Here is a 13574-nt window from a genome sequence, read left to right as displayed (position 1 = left end):
CCAGCGCGTTGGGCGGCTACCCTCCGGGAAGCCGCTTCGCGTCTAGTGCCGACTTGTAGCGACTGGCGAAAGGGTTTCCCGGCATAAAGCATGTGGCGTTGTAGGAGAAAAAACCTCTTTCATCTTTGGTGATAAAACTTGTTTCATACGGATTGCCTTCTGCCTCCTACCTTCTGCCTTCTATTTAAATTTGCGATCGTCAAGTAAAACCTCAAAGTGTTTAACATTAGGCTCAAGTTCAAGCAGATATTCTTTATCTCTAGGAAGATATCTTGCTTTTTCAATATTATTACCAGCAAACTTACGAATTGCATCTCGTGATTCCCAATAGGATATCACAGTAAATTCTGTAATCTTGCCATCAGTGCGGCGAAGTACTTGCGCTCCTAAATTGCCTGGAATCGCTAGTATTTTCTTAATTCCAGCTTCGTTGAGATAAGTATAGTACTCATCTGCTTTAGTAGTCAGAGTTCTACCATGCCAAATGCGTGCAATGACTTTATTTGCTGGAAGATTAGTATTATTTGTTTGTCCAATAATTGGAGAGTTATTAACCTCTGCAAAAGAAGTAAGCGGTGATATACAAATAAAAAATGCTAATCCAAAAAAGATACCAGCGATTTTTTTCTGTTGCATAATTATTTTCTCTTCAGCTTATAAGGCTTTATCCCACTCCAACTGATGAGCTAAACCATACTTAATAAAATCTTCTTCCTTAGCGCGATCGCTTTTCCCAAAAACACCCAAACTGTAAGGATTATCTTGCATCCTTTGTGCAACTTGTTCTTTTTCAAATTGGATTACTTCTTCTCTAGGCTGATCCGGTTTAAAAAAGTCTACAACCAAAACAGTCCTGTCATAATTGGTGTAATTATGCGGACAGTGTGGATAGCTGTGATCTAAAACCATGAATTCTCCTTCATGCCAATAAAGCTGTTCGTGGCATATTTTCATAGCCACATCTCCCTCTGGCACAATTAATCCTAAATAACCGCGATTCATATGAGGGTTATAGTTAACATGCAGCTTGATATCCAAGCCTGGATGGAATGTACCAAAATAAACATTTCTGATGATATTATCATCACTAAAGTTCACTTTTTCTATCACCTTATCCAAATTTGGAAAATATTTTTCTCTTAAGACAAGTGCTTTTTCTGATGCATCCTCTGGACTATAATCTGGATATTTTATTCGATGCAATTGGATATATTCTTCAATAAATAAACCTTGAAATAAAATACCAAAAGCACTATATTTTGAACTTCCCTTAGTTTTAATTGTTTTACTTTTAGGGCCAAGAACATCATAAGTGAATTTTAATTCATCTGGAGATGCATTGTTAATAAAGTGTGTAAATTCATTTCTAATTGCTTGCCAGTTATCTTCAAACTTTTTTAGAAAAGTAAATTGCTTTGGATCGAGATGATACTCATTAAAACTTTCCATTATTTCTTCTCCTGAAGATGATTGAATTCAAAACGTTACAGTAATGATGGAATTTTATCTGCGTTTCAGTATGGTGCTGATATCAACCTTGGGTATTTAAATTTTAGGTTCTGTACTTATTTTAGTGTGAGGTTTACTGTGTCTGAAATGCCTAGTCTGACTAAGCCCAGAGAATTCTATCCAGAAGTAATACCATTTCACTTTTTGAGTGATTCATCTTCAACCCCTCTCAACCTCCCCTTACTAAGGGGAGGTGCCGTAGGCGGTGGGGTACATCCATATCAGCCTTTTCGTGAAATAGTATAAGCGATCGCATCAGCCTTAGTCTCCATTGTGAAGTCGCTCAAATCCTCCAAGACTACACAATCAAAGGTCTGAAAGCTTATAGTACCACTGCCCATTCACCCGATTCTGAAGGGTTAGCCATCTGTATTACTCCCCACTTGGCACACAAAATTTATTGACTCTTATTTCCCGCAAAGCACAAGATATTCTAAACTAGGCTTTATTGCTAAACCTTATACTCTTTCCTAGTCAAATATCATAAGGAAATTCGTGATGTCTACTCGCGAAGTCATTGTTCCCAAGGGTATGGAAGTTCTCTATGAAAAATTTCATTATTGCCCTGGTGTTAAAATTGGTAATACTTTGTACATTTCTGGACAGGTAGGCAGAGATGAAAGTTTGCAAATTGTTAAAGGTATAGAAGCTCAGTTTGTTCAAGCTTTTGAAAACGTCAAAAAGGTGCTAGATGCAGCAGGGGCTACCTTTGATGATGTGGTGGAAATGATTACTTACCATGTTACTGGTGCTGGCTTAGGGGAATTTCAAGCTGAAGTAACCGCCTCTGGTCAACCATTATATATCATTCCATTTTTACAACTATTTATGCAAGTAAAAGACCGCTATTTTACTAATAACTATCCTACCTGGACTGGTATTGGTGTTACTGGTTTATCTACACCAGGATTGATAGTAGAGATTAAGTGTACAGCTGTTTTGTCTAAATTGAAAATAAATTGAGTTAATATAAACAAATCAAAAAATACAAAAAAATTCATATCCCCGACTTCTTAGAGAAGCATGAGATATTGTAATACTTTATTACTAAATTTCAAAATTTACGCCATCCAAAAATTCGAGTACTACCTTGGCAATTTCTTCTGGTATTTGGTTCATCATGCAAATAGTTCCGTTGGAAAACTCAACAACTTTGCCATGAGGAATAGCTTGAGAGAGAAAATATCTATCTTTTGCTAATGCTAAACCCAAGCGCTCAAATTCTTCCATATCATCAATTCCCCAGAGAATGAGAGTTGAAGATTTAATTAAACTAAATCTTTCTGCTGCCTCTATACAATAATTTCCCACAGCCCAAACTGCATACAAAGGATAGCCAAAACATTTTAAATCATCCAGAACCCATCGATGATTTAACTCAGCAGAACCTATATACCTTGCACGAGCTAACCATCTGTCCATCAAATGCGAACCATCTTCTTTAATCACAAAACCTTTATTAAATCTCCTCATTAAATCGGCTTTTCCTACTTCACCAAAGCCAGCTACATTACATAAAATTAATTTATTAACACGTTCTGGGTAAGCTACTGCTACTTCTCCAGAAACAAAAGCTCCCGTATGGTTTCCCAAAAGATTTGCTTTTTCAATTCCTAATTCATCAAACAACGCAATTACTGTTTTGGCGTAGTCTGCTACTGAATACAATCTTGGTGGTTTATCAGAATCACCAAACCCCATAAAATCCATTGCTATCACGCGATACTTTTGTGCCAATATAGGCATTAATTCCCGATATTCATCACTGCTACGGGGGTTCATATGTAGTAATAAAAGCGTTTCTCCCTCACCACCAATTCTGTAATGAATTTGCCCATCTTCAGTATCCAAAAAAGCTCGCTTAATTGGTTTGTTCATAGCAACCTGATTAATTTTGGTTGAATTTAACTCAGATTTTTTCATCTTTAGATGCCAAAGCGGCTTGAATTCCTTCACGAGTAAGTCGCGGATGCGCTTCAAGTATTTGCTCTGGAGTCTCACCAGCAGCAAGTTTTTCGAGAATCATTTCAACTGTGATGCGAGTTCCTGCAATCACTGGTTTTCCCATCATCACTTTTGGATCGGATACGATAGGTTGGTTTTGCATTGTTTTGGTCGGATACCTTTTATTTTATTATCATGCCAGCAAAATTAAAGTACTACAGATTCAGTGTCAAATATTGGGCGATCGCTAAACATAAACCCGTATTCCACCAACTTATTAACCTAAGTGTTGTAGATCGGGTGTTTGCAGAAATACTAACTTTTACTGCCAATCCCTCTCCCCTACCCCCCTCACCTTCTTTTTCAAACAGCTTTCAAATTAAAGTCTTCGTTTCACTTCCTCAGCCAAATTAACCAGTGCTACTTCTACTTGCTCCCCTGTTTTCAAATCTTTGAGCGAGGATTTCTCTGCTGCTGCTTCATCAGAACCAATAATCACGCAAAATTGTATTCCCTGCTTATCCGCAAATTGGAATTGTTTACCCAATCCTCGCTTATCAAAACTAGTGACAACATTAATCCCCACCTTACGCAAATCTTGAGAAACTTTTAAATAAAGTGGCATCAAATCTTCTTGCATATTTACTACCATCACTTGCGCTGGGGTAGGTGCAAGAGTATTTAAAATTCCAGCTTTAATCAAGCGACTAATTAGGCGGGTGAAGCCAATCGAAATGCCTACACCAGGCATTTTCTCACCTAAAAATATTCCAACTAATTCTTCATATCTACCACCAGAACAAATACTACCCAATGCTTCATGTCCTAACAAGGTTGTTTCGTAAACTGTACCTGTATAGTAATCAAGCCCACGAGCAATTGATAAATCAATACAGAAACGATTTTCAGCTACGCCCAGGTTGCGAACACCTGCAATTACCGTTTCTAATTCTGTAACTCCTAGACTAAATTGTTCGGCTTCCGGCATAGTTTGGCTAAGATATTTGAGTTTATCTAATATCTCATCAACAGTGCCATTGATTTTAATAAAATCAATAATTTTTTGCGTTTTTTCAAGTGAAATTTCCTCTTTATCTAACTCCTGCTTAACTTTATTTTCACCTATTTTTTCTAATGTATCGATAATGCTGATACAAGATTTAATTTTGTGAGCTTCAACTCCTACCGACTTAAAGAAACCAGTAAGAATTTTGCGATTATTGATGCGAATAATAAAATCACCAATATTGATAGCTTCAAATATTTCAGTGATAATTGCTGGCATCTGAGCGTCGTAGAGCAAGCTCAATTCTCTACGTCCAACTACATCAATATCACATTGACGAAATTGACGAAAACGCCCATCTTTTGCTCTTTCTCCACGAAACACAAAATCCATTTGATAACGAGCAAAAGGAAATGTCAATTCATTTAAGTGACGGGCAATATACGCAGCCAGAGGAACTGTTTGGTCAAATTTTAAAGCGCGTTCTTCCCAACCTGTTTCTCCTGCTTTATCTTTTTCTGCCTGTCGATTTGGAGGCAAAATAGGACTAATACCATAAATAATATTATCGCCTTGATTACCCTTTGCTTGTAAAACTTCTAGGCGCTCTACTGCCGGAGTTTCAATAGGAGTAAATCCGTAACTTTCAAATACCCTACGGATAGTATCTAATAAATACACTTCTAAGCGCTTTTCACCAGGAAGAAATTCGGGAAAGCCACTAGGAGTAGAAAAATTGATTTTTTCGCCTTTTGCCATGCCTTTAATCAATTTTGGATTTTAGATTTTAGATTTTGGATTATTAGTAGTTAGTGGTTGGTAGAGACACGCTGTTTGCAGTGTCTGTATATTAATAGGTAGTAATTAGTTTTAGTAGTTTTTAACCACTTACCACTGACTACTTACCACTTACCACTATCAACTCACTTTATCGCATCCGTTCCTCTTGAATCAGGGTGCGCTGGTAAATCTGATGGTTCTTAAACCACTGCCAAGTACGGGCGCGATAGTTATTGCAAGGACTAATTTGAATCATTTCATACAAGTACATCCCTGGTATTCCCTTATAAGAAAACCACAAAATAATTGTGGAATCATCGACTTCCCAGGCTTTGCCTTCGATGCGTTCTGTATCAAACCAAAGTGTTTTATCTCGATAGATTCCAGGAAATTTATGTTCTTCTTGTTTCCCGTCAGACCATTTGTAACGATTGATCTGATAGTAAGAGTAGGAACCATCTGTTGGGAATTGGCAAGTTAAGTGAGATTCATGCTTATCGAGGATTTTTCCTTCTGTATCGACTAGTATATACGTGCCTACCCAATCTCCTTCATGGCGGGCAAGAACAGGCATTTCCTCTCGGATGGTAGACATGATAACTTTCCTCTCATTTATGGCGATTTACAAATAACCATACAAGCATGATACCCGTCAGTCGAATTTGGATTTTGAATTGGCTCCGCCATGATCAGACAGAGCTTGAAATTCGGACAAACTTTTTGATGATTCTCCTTGAAATGGGAGGCTTGAACCTCTTTTTTTCGGTTACTAAGCCACTTCCAGCCCAACGAGCACCGTAGGCGAAATGGTGCGGGGATATAACGCGCCAACAGCATTAGCCAGTATCCACCATAAAAATATTTTCCCCGTTCCCTGTCCCCTATTCCCCATATTACTGAGCATCAAACCACCAAGGATCGGGAATAGATTTTGTTTTGACAAGCAATGCTTTTTTACGCATAAATCGCGTGAGTGCTGCTGCCCCCATCCGCGATCCACCTAAACCGGAGAATTTGAAAGAATTTTTCTCTCCCTCATATATCAAGGCGGTAAGAGCTGCATCGTTAATACTGATACCACCTGCATTTATGTACTGGGCAACTGCGATCGCTTCTGCTTCGTCTTGTGCAAATACTGCTGCACTAAGTCCATAAATAGTGTCATTAGCTAAACTAATCGCTTCTTCAACCGTAGAAAATGGCATTATGGGCATAATCGGGCCGAATGTCTCTTCGCTCATCACCTTCATTGCATGGTTAACCTCGGTGAGAACTGTTGGACGACACCACCATCCTCCCCCTCCCCCAGTCTCTTCAACTTTACCACCGCAGTGTGTGATTGCTCCTTTTTCCACTGCATCTAACAAATGATCGCTAATAATTGCTGCTTGTCTTTCTGATATGATGGGGCCAATCTCTCCACTTTCAACTGTGGGATAAGCTAATTGTAAGCGTTGGGCTTTGGCTGTTAGTAGTTCAACAAACTCTTCAAAAATAGTTTCTGCAACGTAGATTCGCTCAATTGAAAGACACGATTGCCCGGTATTAACAACAGAACCCCATAATATTGCTGAGGTTGCCAATTCTAAATCTGCTGATTCCAAAACGATCGCCGGATCTTTGCCTCCCAATTCCAAAAAAGCTGGAATAAATAGTTTTGCCGCTTTTTCTCCTACTTTTCTTCCTGTCGCTACACTTCCTGTAAAGCAAACCAAATCGACATTTTCGACGATAGCAGTACCTGTTTCGCCTCCCCCCTCAACGAAAGTTAGTACATCTCTTAATTGAGGTACAGCGTTAATTGCTGACAATAGCGGTGTCATAAAGCGGGGAGTAATTTCACTGGGTTTGACTATTACCGCACAACCCGCTAGCAATGCCGGAATTGTATCAATGGTTGAAAGCAACAGTGGAAAATTCCACGGACTAATTACCCCAACTAAAGGATAAGGAACTGCTGTTTGTTGTATATCGATAAACGGTATTGATGTGTGTTGTTGGGTTTCTTGCAATAGCTTTGGCGCTAATCTACACCACCTATCAATGCTGGAGAGAAACGAGCCAATTTCTAATTCCGAAATTGATAACCTGCCCGTATCAGTTACTAAAGCTTCGGTGAGTTTATCTTGATTAGAAATGATAGCTTGTTTCCATTGTTTTAAAGTTTCAATTCGTCCTTCTAAACCAAGTTGCTGCCAACTTTTTTGCGATCGCCGCAGGCGGTTGCATAACTGTGTTAACAGCATCGGGGGCGGAGGTACAATCACGTAGTCATATTTCCCCGTGCGAGGGTTGCGAATTTCTATAGGTTTAGTCATTAGTCATTTGTTAGTGGTTAGTAGTTAATTGTCTGTTGCTCCCCCATCTTCCTCATCTCCTCCATCTCTCCCATCTCCCCCTGCTCCTTGTCGCCCTGTCCTTTTCCCAATCCCTGATCGCCAATCTCAAATAATTCCCAAGTTGGCTAAACGCTCGATGGTTTGTTGCTGAGTCTGGATAAAGTGTTTGCGATCTATTGGTTGCTTCAACATGGTGTTTGCAGGGTAAAAGTGTGATTGACTGTAACTTTGTGCATATAGTTCTAATCGCTGACGAGAGAGTAAATTATGCAAACCTGGGCGACGGCGATCGCGTCGTAAGGCAGCCAAGTCAATTTCTGCGAAAGCTGCCATACTTTCTCCTGCACCTGTTTGTGCTAAAACCAATCCGCGATGATCGATGATTTTAGAACCACCATCGGTGGAAGCTTCTGGAATAGAGACGTTGGCAATGCCGGCAGTGTTAGCTGAGACTACATATGCCATGTTTTCTACGGCACGACAGATTTTGGCAGCTTCTTTAGGCGCACGCTCTTTGCCATAAACTTCTGATGTGGAATGTAAAAAAATCTCCGCACCCCGCATTGCTAAACACCGAGCCACTTCCGGATATAAAATTTCTTCTGATGCTAAAGCTGCCAAGTTACCAATTTCCGTCTTAGCTACAGGAAAAACACCATCCAATCCGTAGCAGTCAAGATATTTATCCCAAACATCATGCGGTGTCGGTGCAAACATAGAATTTAAACGCCGATAGCGCAAGACTACTGTGCCTGATGGATTGATGGCAAAACAAGTCTGAAAGTACAACCCTGGAAAATTAGGATCTAATTCATAAGCGTTACCAGCAATAAAAATCCTATGTTTTTGGGCAATTGTACTGAGAGCATCATACTCTGCCCCCGTCATTTCCAAGCAGGCTTTTTCTGCCCAAGCAGCAATTGACTCTCCCATCGGAAAGCCAGTCAGAAAGTATTCGGGGAGGACAATTAAACGACAATCAAAGCCAATAAATGCAATACTGGCAGAAATTTGTTGTGCCAAGCGGTTGATAGTATTTTGCATTAAAAAAAGGGCTTCTTGGCGATCGCGTGCCTGATTAACTGCATGACACTTAACTTGGAGTGCTAAGGCGCGGAATGAGTCGATGGTGTTTTCTTCCATGTTAATTGCAGCTTTTTATATTGTTACTTCCACTTTGGGAGTGCTAATTTCAGAACGTGGCGGCATCTTTAAAATTTCCCGTGCCTGTGCTGGAGTTGCTACCTCCCTGCCAAGCATATGCGCCATCTGCGCAACCATTTCGACTAAATCACCGTTGTGCGGTTTACCAAAGCGAGTATAAGGGTAATCACCAAGCCCGATGCCAATATGTCCTCCTAGTGTAATAGCCCAGGATGCCAAAGGCATGACATCTCCATTCCAACACATCACTAACCAAGGATCTCCAGCAGGTATAGAATCTATCGCCGCCTGCAAGTTGGGGAGTGTTGGTAAAATGCCAGTTGGCATAATTTCGCCAGTGAAGACAAACTCCCAGAACGTATTCTGTGACAAGACTCCCATTTCTTGAAAACAGCGTGCAGTGCGAATTTGCCCTATATCCCAGCAAGCACAACTAACAAAAATATTGTGTTCGTTCAATATCTTCAAGACTTCCTGAGTGTGAGCGCGGGAATTAGTATAAACTTGGTCGTATGTCTCAAACTGCTTTGCTTTCGGGTTCCAAAAATCTACGTTAAAAGAGCCAAACTCCAAGGGAACCATGTCTACTCCCAGTGCTGGATCGGCTTTTGCTGCTAAAATGTGTCGGACGCGATCCTCAACACTATTTTGTGTGGTAATGTAGCCAAGGGTAGGATCGACAATCAAATCCGTTTTTTCTCGAATTCCTTCAATCACTTCAAGATACAGTTCTACGTCGTTCACCCACTTGCCACTATTTGGATCGCGCCCGTGCCAATGAAAAATAGAGGCTCCCGCTTCCCAAGCACGCACTGCTTCCCGAATAATCTCCTGTGGAGTGTATGGAAAATTGGGATTATCCTTGCGATAGTCCATGTCATTGCAGCGACATTCAATGATAAGCGGTAATTCACCGTTCATAGTCTGCCTCCTAAAATAAGCTTTATTTATACGCTTTCAGTACTGACTTAAAAGTCACCTTACCCTATCTTGTCAAATACCCCTCTCCTTACCACAGAAGCTTGGTGGCTTCTTGCATACTAAAAGAGGAGCAAAGAGGTGATATACAAAATTAATAGGGACTACTTTGTGAGAAAAAATTTGATAACTCTTGCCGATAGAACTGATCGCCAATCAGTCATGTTTTATTATCAGTGCGATCGCTTCTGTACCTACTCATGCTTTTGCAAATATTTATTATTGTCGTTTGATTGTCTAAACGCAAATAAGTAGCGATTCCACCAGCCTAACTGTCACATCCTTGGTAAACAAAATAATTTCTTCTAATTTCTAGCCTACAGCAACCAACAAGGGCAATTTTATTCGCAAAACTGCCAATAAAGCTTTAAAATTTTTATTGTTAATAAGTGTAAATCAACCAAGGTAAAGTGTATCCCAGTTTCGCCTCAATTTTAAGTATTATTTATAACTACACTCAGGATTGTGTATTGGGTATTGGACTTTGGGGGTTGGGTATTAAATATTTTATTTTTACTACACTCTATGCCCCTTGTCCAATATCCAGTTCCCATTCCCCAATCTGTAATTTCCAATTCCCAGTTCCTAATTCCTAATCATGACAGAAACTCTGTTTCATGCCTATATGCCCCTGATTTTGTGGACAAGTCTGGGGCTATTTATATGTAAGTTTTTACCTCAATGGCTCCCTCGTTTATTAGGTCGCGGTCTTTACTGGATTGGTGTACCACTAGAACTTTTTACACTAGCCCGCCAAAGTCAAATCGGTGAATTTAGCAGTGGTAATGGCTTACCTTTACTAGCATCTATAGTAACTTTGGTGACATTAGTACTAGGTCTGAGTGTAGCATTTTTAATTTTATCGGTATGGAAACATTTATCGTTCCAAAAGCCAGACGCTGAGAATCTACCCAAAATACTCCCCGTGTCTCCACGTCCCCGTATCCCTCTATCCTCTTCATTCCCCGCGTCTTTGTGTCGACGGACACTTTCCTCAACGGAGGGAACCTCCGCACGGAAGTGTCCTCCCTGTGTCCCCGTATCCTCTTCCCAGGCTCATAATCCTCGTACCCATGGTAGTTTTATACTTGCCGCAGTGTTGGGCAATACTGGTTTTGTTGGTTTAGCGATCGCCCCATTTTTAATTAACTCTGATGCGATGAGCTGGGCTGTACTTTATAGTATTACCCATAATGTTACAGGTCCCTATGGTTTAGGAGTAGTAATTGCCAGCTACTTCAGTCATTCCCAAAAAGCCTCAAATCGTTGGTGGATGCAACTGCGTGAAGTATTAACCGTACCTTCTCTTTGGGCTTTTATTTTCGGCTGTCTCACCTGTGGAGTGCCACTACCAAAAGTAATTGAATCAGGACTACAAAACTCTGTTAGCATTGTCATCGCCTTAGCATTTCTGCTTACTGGCATCCGTTTAGCCCAACTACAAGGATGGAAAAGCATTAAACTTGGCGTCGCACCTGCTATCATCAAAGCTTGTATAATCCCTTTACTAGTTGGCATTGCTACCACCTTTTTACTCGGATTATCAGGCGATCGGCGTTTGGCGATGGTTTTGATGTCAGGAATGCCTTCGGCTTTTGCTGGTTTAATTTTGGCAGAGGAGTATAATCTGGATCGCGATTTAATTGCTAGCAGTATTATTCTCTCTACACTCTTGTTACTCTTAATGCTTCCTGTGTGGATTTTACTGTTCAGTTAAAATACTCTTCTTTAATTAGCCGACCATCTTCGATGTGAATTATTCGATCTGCTACATCTAAAACTCGGTTGTCATGAGTCACCAACAAAATAGCACATTTCTGCTCTTTAGCAAGTTGCTGCATAATTTCTACAACATCTCGACCTGATTTACTATCTAAGGCAGCAGTAGGCTCATCAGCTAAAACTAATTTGGGCTGGCTCACCAAAGCGCGGGCGATCGCTACCCGTTGCTTTTGCCCTCCCGATAGCTCTGTAGGGTAGTAATTAATTCGATGTCCTAACTTAACGGCATTGAGCATTGCTTCTGATTTCAGACAAGCTTCTCGATAGGAAATATGTTGGTGAAGTTCAAGTGACATTTGTACATTTTGTCGAGCTGTTAAAAAATCCAGCAAGTTATGAGCCTGGAAAACGTAGCCAATATTGCGACGTACTTGCACTAGTTTTTCATTACTTGCTCCATGTAATTCCCAATTCAAAAATTTTAGGCTTCCTTCTTGAACAGAACGTAACCCGCCAATCAATGTTAATAAAGTTGTTTTTCCGGAACCCGATGGCCCCGATAAAATCACAATTTCTCCAGATTTTATGACTAAATTAATATCAAATAAAATCTGATTTCGTAACGAATATTGACCAAAGTAGTGATTGATATTTCTCACAGAAACAACAACTTCTTGTTGAAACATGGATTTGTAATTAATTTGATTAAATTTAGAAAATTTCAGCTGGATCTACTACCCGTAATTTATTAGTGGATAAAAACGCAGAAGTTAAACACATTATCAAGGTAGAAATTAATACAATTATTGCCTTATCATAACTCATCAAAACTGGTAACTTAGTAGCATTTTTTGCGACATTATAGAGAATTGTAGATATAACTATACCAGGAATATAACCTAAGATTGCCAAAATCAAAGATTGTTGAAAAACAATACCTAGTAAGTATTTATTTTTAAATCCCATTGCTTTTAATGTTGCATATTCAGCTAAGTGACTGGAGATATTACTATAAAGTATTTGATAAACAACGACTACTCCAACCACAAAACCCATAATTACCATCAAATTAAAGATAAATCCAATCGGTGTTCTTACACTCCAATAGTTTCTTTCAAAATCAATAAAGCCTTCACGCGTCAAAACTTTTACATCTTTTGGTAAGTGTGCTGATAGCATTGCCAAAACTTTATGGGGATTAGCACCAGGTTTGAGGGTAAGTATACCTATATCTATATAACCGGGAGAACGGTCTTGAAATAACCTCATTAGAGTTGAGTAACTAATCATTAAATTACCATCAACCCCAAAGGAAGGCCCAAGTCTAAATAAACCAGCAACTTTAACTCTATAACCAATTGTCGAATTGTATCCAAATATTTCAACACTGACAGGTTCTTGTTGTGCAAAATTTTCCGCGAGCGGGCCAAATTCTGGTCGCGAACCACTGTCAAACAAAACTACATTAGGACGTTTAAGTAGATTTATATTTTCGTTAACTTCTGGTAATTTGAAAACAGATTTTGCTGGATCAAAGCCAAGTACATAAATTGGAAACTTACGACCATTAATTGGGTTTTTCAGTTTAGCAAATTGAACGTATAAAGAATTGACTGATTCTACATCTTCAAAGCCTAATGCTTGGTACAAACGAATGCGTGAAAAACTTTGATTGGAAGTTAAAGATTTATATTGAGAACTTATTAAAAATAAGTCTCCTTCTAAGTTTTTTTGCACTTGTGTAGCACTTGCATAAAGAGCATCTTGAAAGCCAATTTGCATGAACATCAAAACAGTCACAAAAGCAATACCAGCCAAAGCTACTAGAAAGCGAATTCTTTGGCGAGCTAATTGTAGCCAAGCTACAGGTATCTTGATAGTCATTTTTTAAACCTCAAAACTGAGATTGCATTCTCAATCTCTGGGTATTAAGTAGTAGTGCAAAATAAATTATCTTGTTAGGCAAGGGAACAGAGTTGGGAGAAGGAAGATAGCGATTTCTCTTCTGCCTTGAAAATGTGTATGGGGGTGAAAGGGTGTAGGGGAGCCAGTGCGGTGGTGAGCCAGCGCGCCCTTGCGGCTACCCTCCGGGAAGCCGCTAGCTAACGCAACGCCTGACGGCGAACGCGTCT

At 39.7% G+C, this 13574-nt stretch carries 14 protein-coding genes; 3 read left to right on the top strand and 11 right to left on the bottom strand.

Annotated features, from left to right (window positions below; translation table 11 throughout):
• Positions 1-180: 180 nt before the first annotated feature.
• Entirely contained in the window at positions 181-636 is a 456-nt protein-coding gene (locus QUB80_RS32485; RefSeq protein ID WP_289793577.1) for an antibiotic biosynthesis monooxygenase family protein, read from the bottom strand.
• Between the two features lie 18 nt (positions 637-654).
• Entirely contained in the window at positions 655-1449 is a 795-nt protein-coding gene (locus tag QUB80_RS32480) for an aspartyl/asparaginyl beta-hydroxylase domain-containing protein (RefSeq protein WP_289793576.1), read from the bottom strand.
• Between the two features lie 138 nt (positions 1450-1587).
• On the opposite strand from QUB80_RS32480, the gene QUB80_RS32475 reads away from it, so the two are divergent.
• Positions 1588-1755, top strand: a complete 168-nt coding sequence (locus QUB80_RS32475; protein ID WP_289793575.1) for a hypothetical protein — start codon at positions 1588-1590, stop codon at positions 1753-1755.
• A 252-nt stretch (positions 1756-2007) separates the two neighbouring features.
• Positions 2008-2472 carry a RidA family protein gene (locus QUB80_RS32470; RefSeq protein ID WP_289793574.1) on the top strand — a complete coding sequence of 155 codons (465 nt, stop codon included), beginning with the start codon at positions 2008-2010 and terminating at the stop codon, positions 2470-2472.
• Between the two features lie 84 nt (positions 2473-2556).
• Here the strand turns inward: QUB80_RS32470 and QUB80_RS32465 are convergent, their stop codons facing one another.
• From QUB80_RS32465 to QUB80_RS32435, 7 genes are all read right to left on the bottom strand, one after another.
• Positions 2557-3387, bottom strand: a complete 831-nt coding sequence (locus QUB80_RS32465; protein WP_289793573.1) for an alpha/beta fold hydrolase — start codon at positions 3385-3387, stop codon at positions 2557-2559.
• A gap of 31 nt (positions 3388-3418) precedes the next feature.
• Entirely contained in the window at positions 3419-3616 is a 198-nt protein-coding gene (locus QUB80_RS32460) for a DUF433 domain-containing protein (RefSeq protein WP_289793572.1), read from the bottom strand.
• Between the two features lie 216 nt (positions 3617-3832).
• A complete protein-coding gene (hisS, locus tag QUB80_RS32455) occupies positions 3833-5218 on the bottom strand; it encodes a histidine--tRNA ligase (protein WP_289793571.1) in 1386 nt (461 codons plus the stop codon).
• A 169-nt stretch (positions 5219-5387) separates the two neighbouring features.
• Positions 5388-5834: a DUF3598 family protein gene (locus tag QUB80_RS32450; RefSeq protein WP_289793570.1), complete on the bottom strand. Its 447-nt coding sequence runs from the start codon at positions 5832-5834 to the stop codon at positions 5388-5390.
• A gap of 298 nt (positions 5835-6132) precedes the next feature.
• A complete protein-coding gene (locus QUB80_RS32445; protein ID WP_289793569.1) occupies positions 6133-7557 on the bottom strand; it encodes an aldehyde dehydrogenase family protein in 1425 nt (474 codons plus the stop codon).
• Between the two features lie 126 nt (positions 7558-7683).
• Positions 7684-8721 (bottom strand): nitrilase-related carbon-nitrogen hydrolase, encoded by a 1038-nt coding sequence (locus tag QUB80_RS32440; RefSeq protein ID WP_289793568.1) that lies wholly within the window; start codon positions 8719-8721, stop codon positions 7684-7686.
• A gap of 15 nt (positions 8722-8736) precedes the next feature.
• Positions 8737-9663 carry a beta-keto acid cleavage family enzyme gene (locus QUB80_RS32435; RefSeq protein ID WP_289793567.1) on the bottom strand — a complete coding sequence of 309 codons (927 nt, stop codon included), beginning with the start codon at positions 9661-9663 and terminating at the stop codon, positions 8737-8739.
• A 655-nt stretch (positions 9664-10318) separates the two neighbouring features.
• On the opposite strand from QUB80_RS32435, the gene QUB80_RS32430 reads away from it, so the two are divergent.
• Complete coding sequence (locus QUB80_RS32430; RefSeq protein WP_289793566.1) at positions 10319-11437, top strand: AEC family transporter; 1119 nt, start codon at positions 10319-10321, stop codon at positions 11435-11437.
• Here the strand turns inward: QUB80_RS32430 and QUB80_RS32425 are convergent.
• Complete coding sequence (locus QUB80_RS32425) at positions 11430-12128, bottom strand: DevA family ABC transporter ATP-binding protein (RefSeq protein ID WP_289793565.1); 699 nt, start codon at positions 12126-12128, stop codon at positions 11430-11432. The two genes, QUB80_RS32430 and QUB80_RS32425, sit on opposite strands and share 8 nt — an antisense overlap.
• Before the next feature lie 25 nt (positions 12129-12153).
• Positions 12154-13326 carry an ABC transporter permease DevC gene (gene devC, locus QUB80_RS32420; protein WP_289793564.1) on the bottom strand — a complete coding sequence of 391 codons (1173 nt, stop codon included), beginning with the start codon at positions 13324-13326 and terminating at the stop codon, positions 12154-12156.
• Positions 13327-13574 lie beyond the last annotated feature (248 nt).

The sequence above is a fragment of the Chlorogloeopsis sp. ULAP01 genome (assembly GCF_030381805.1).
Classification (GTDB): Bacteria; Cyanobacteriota; Cyanobacteriia; order Cyanobacteriales; family Nostocaceae; genus Chlorogloeopsis.
The sequence above is the reverse complement of the archived record's forward strand: the minus strand, read 5'-3'. Positions and strand labels throughout refer to the sequence as shown.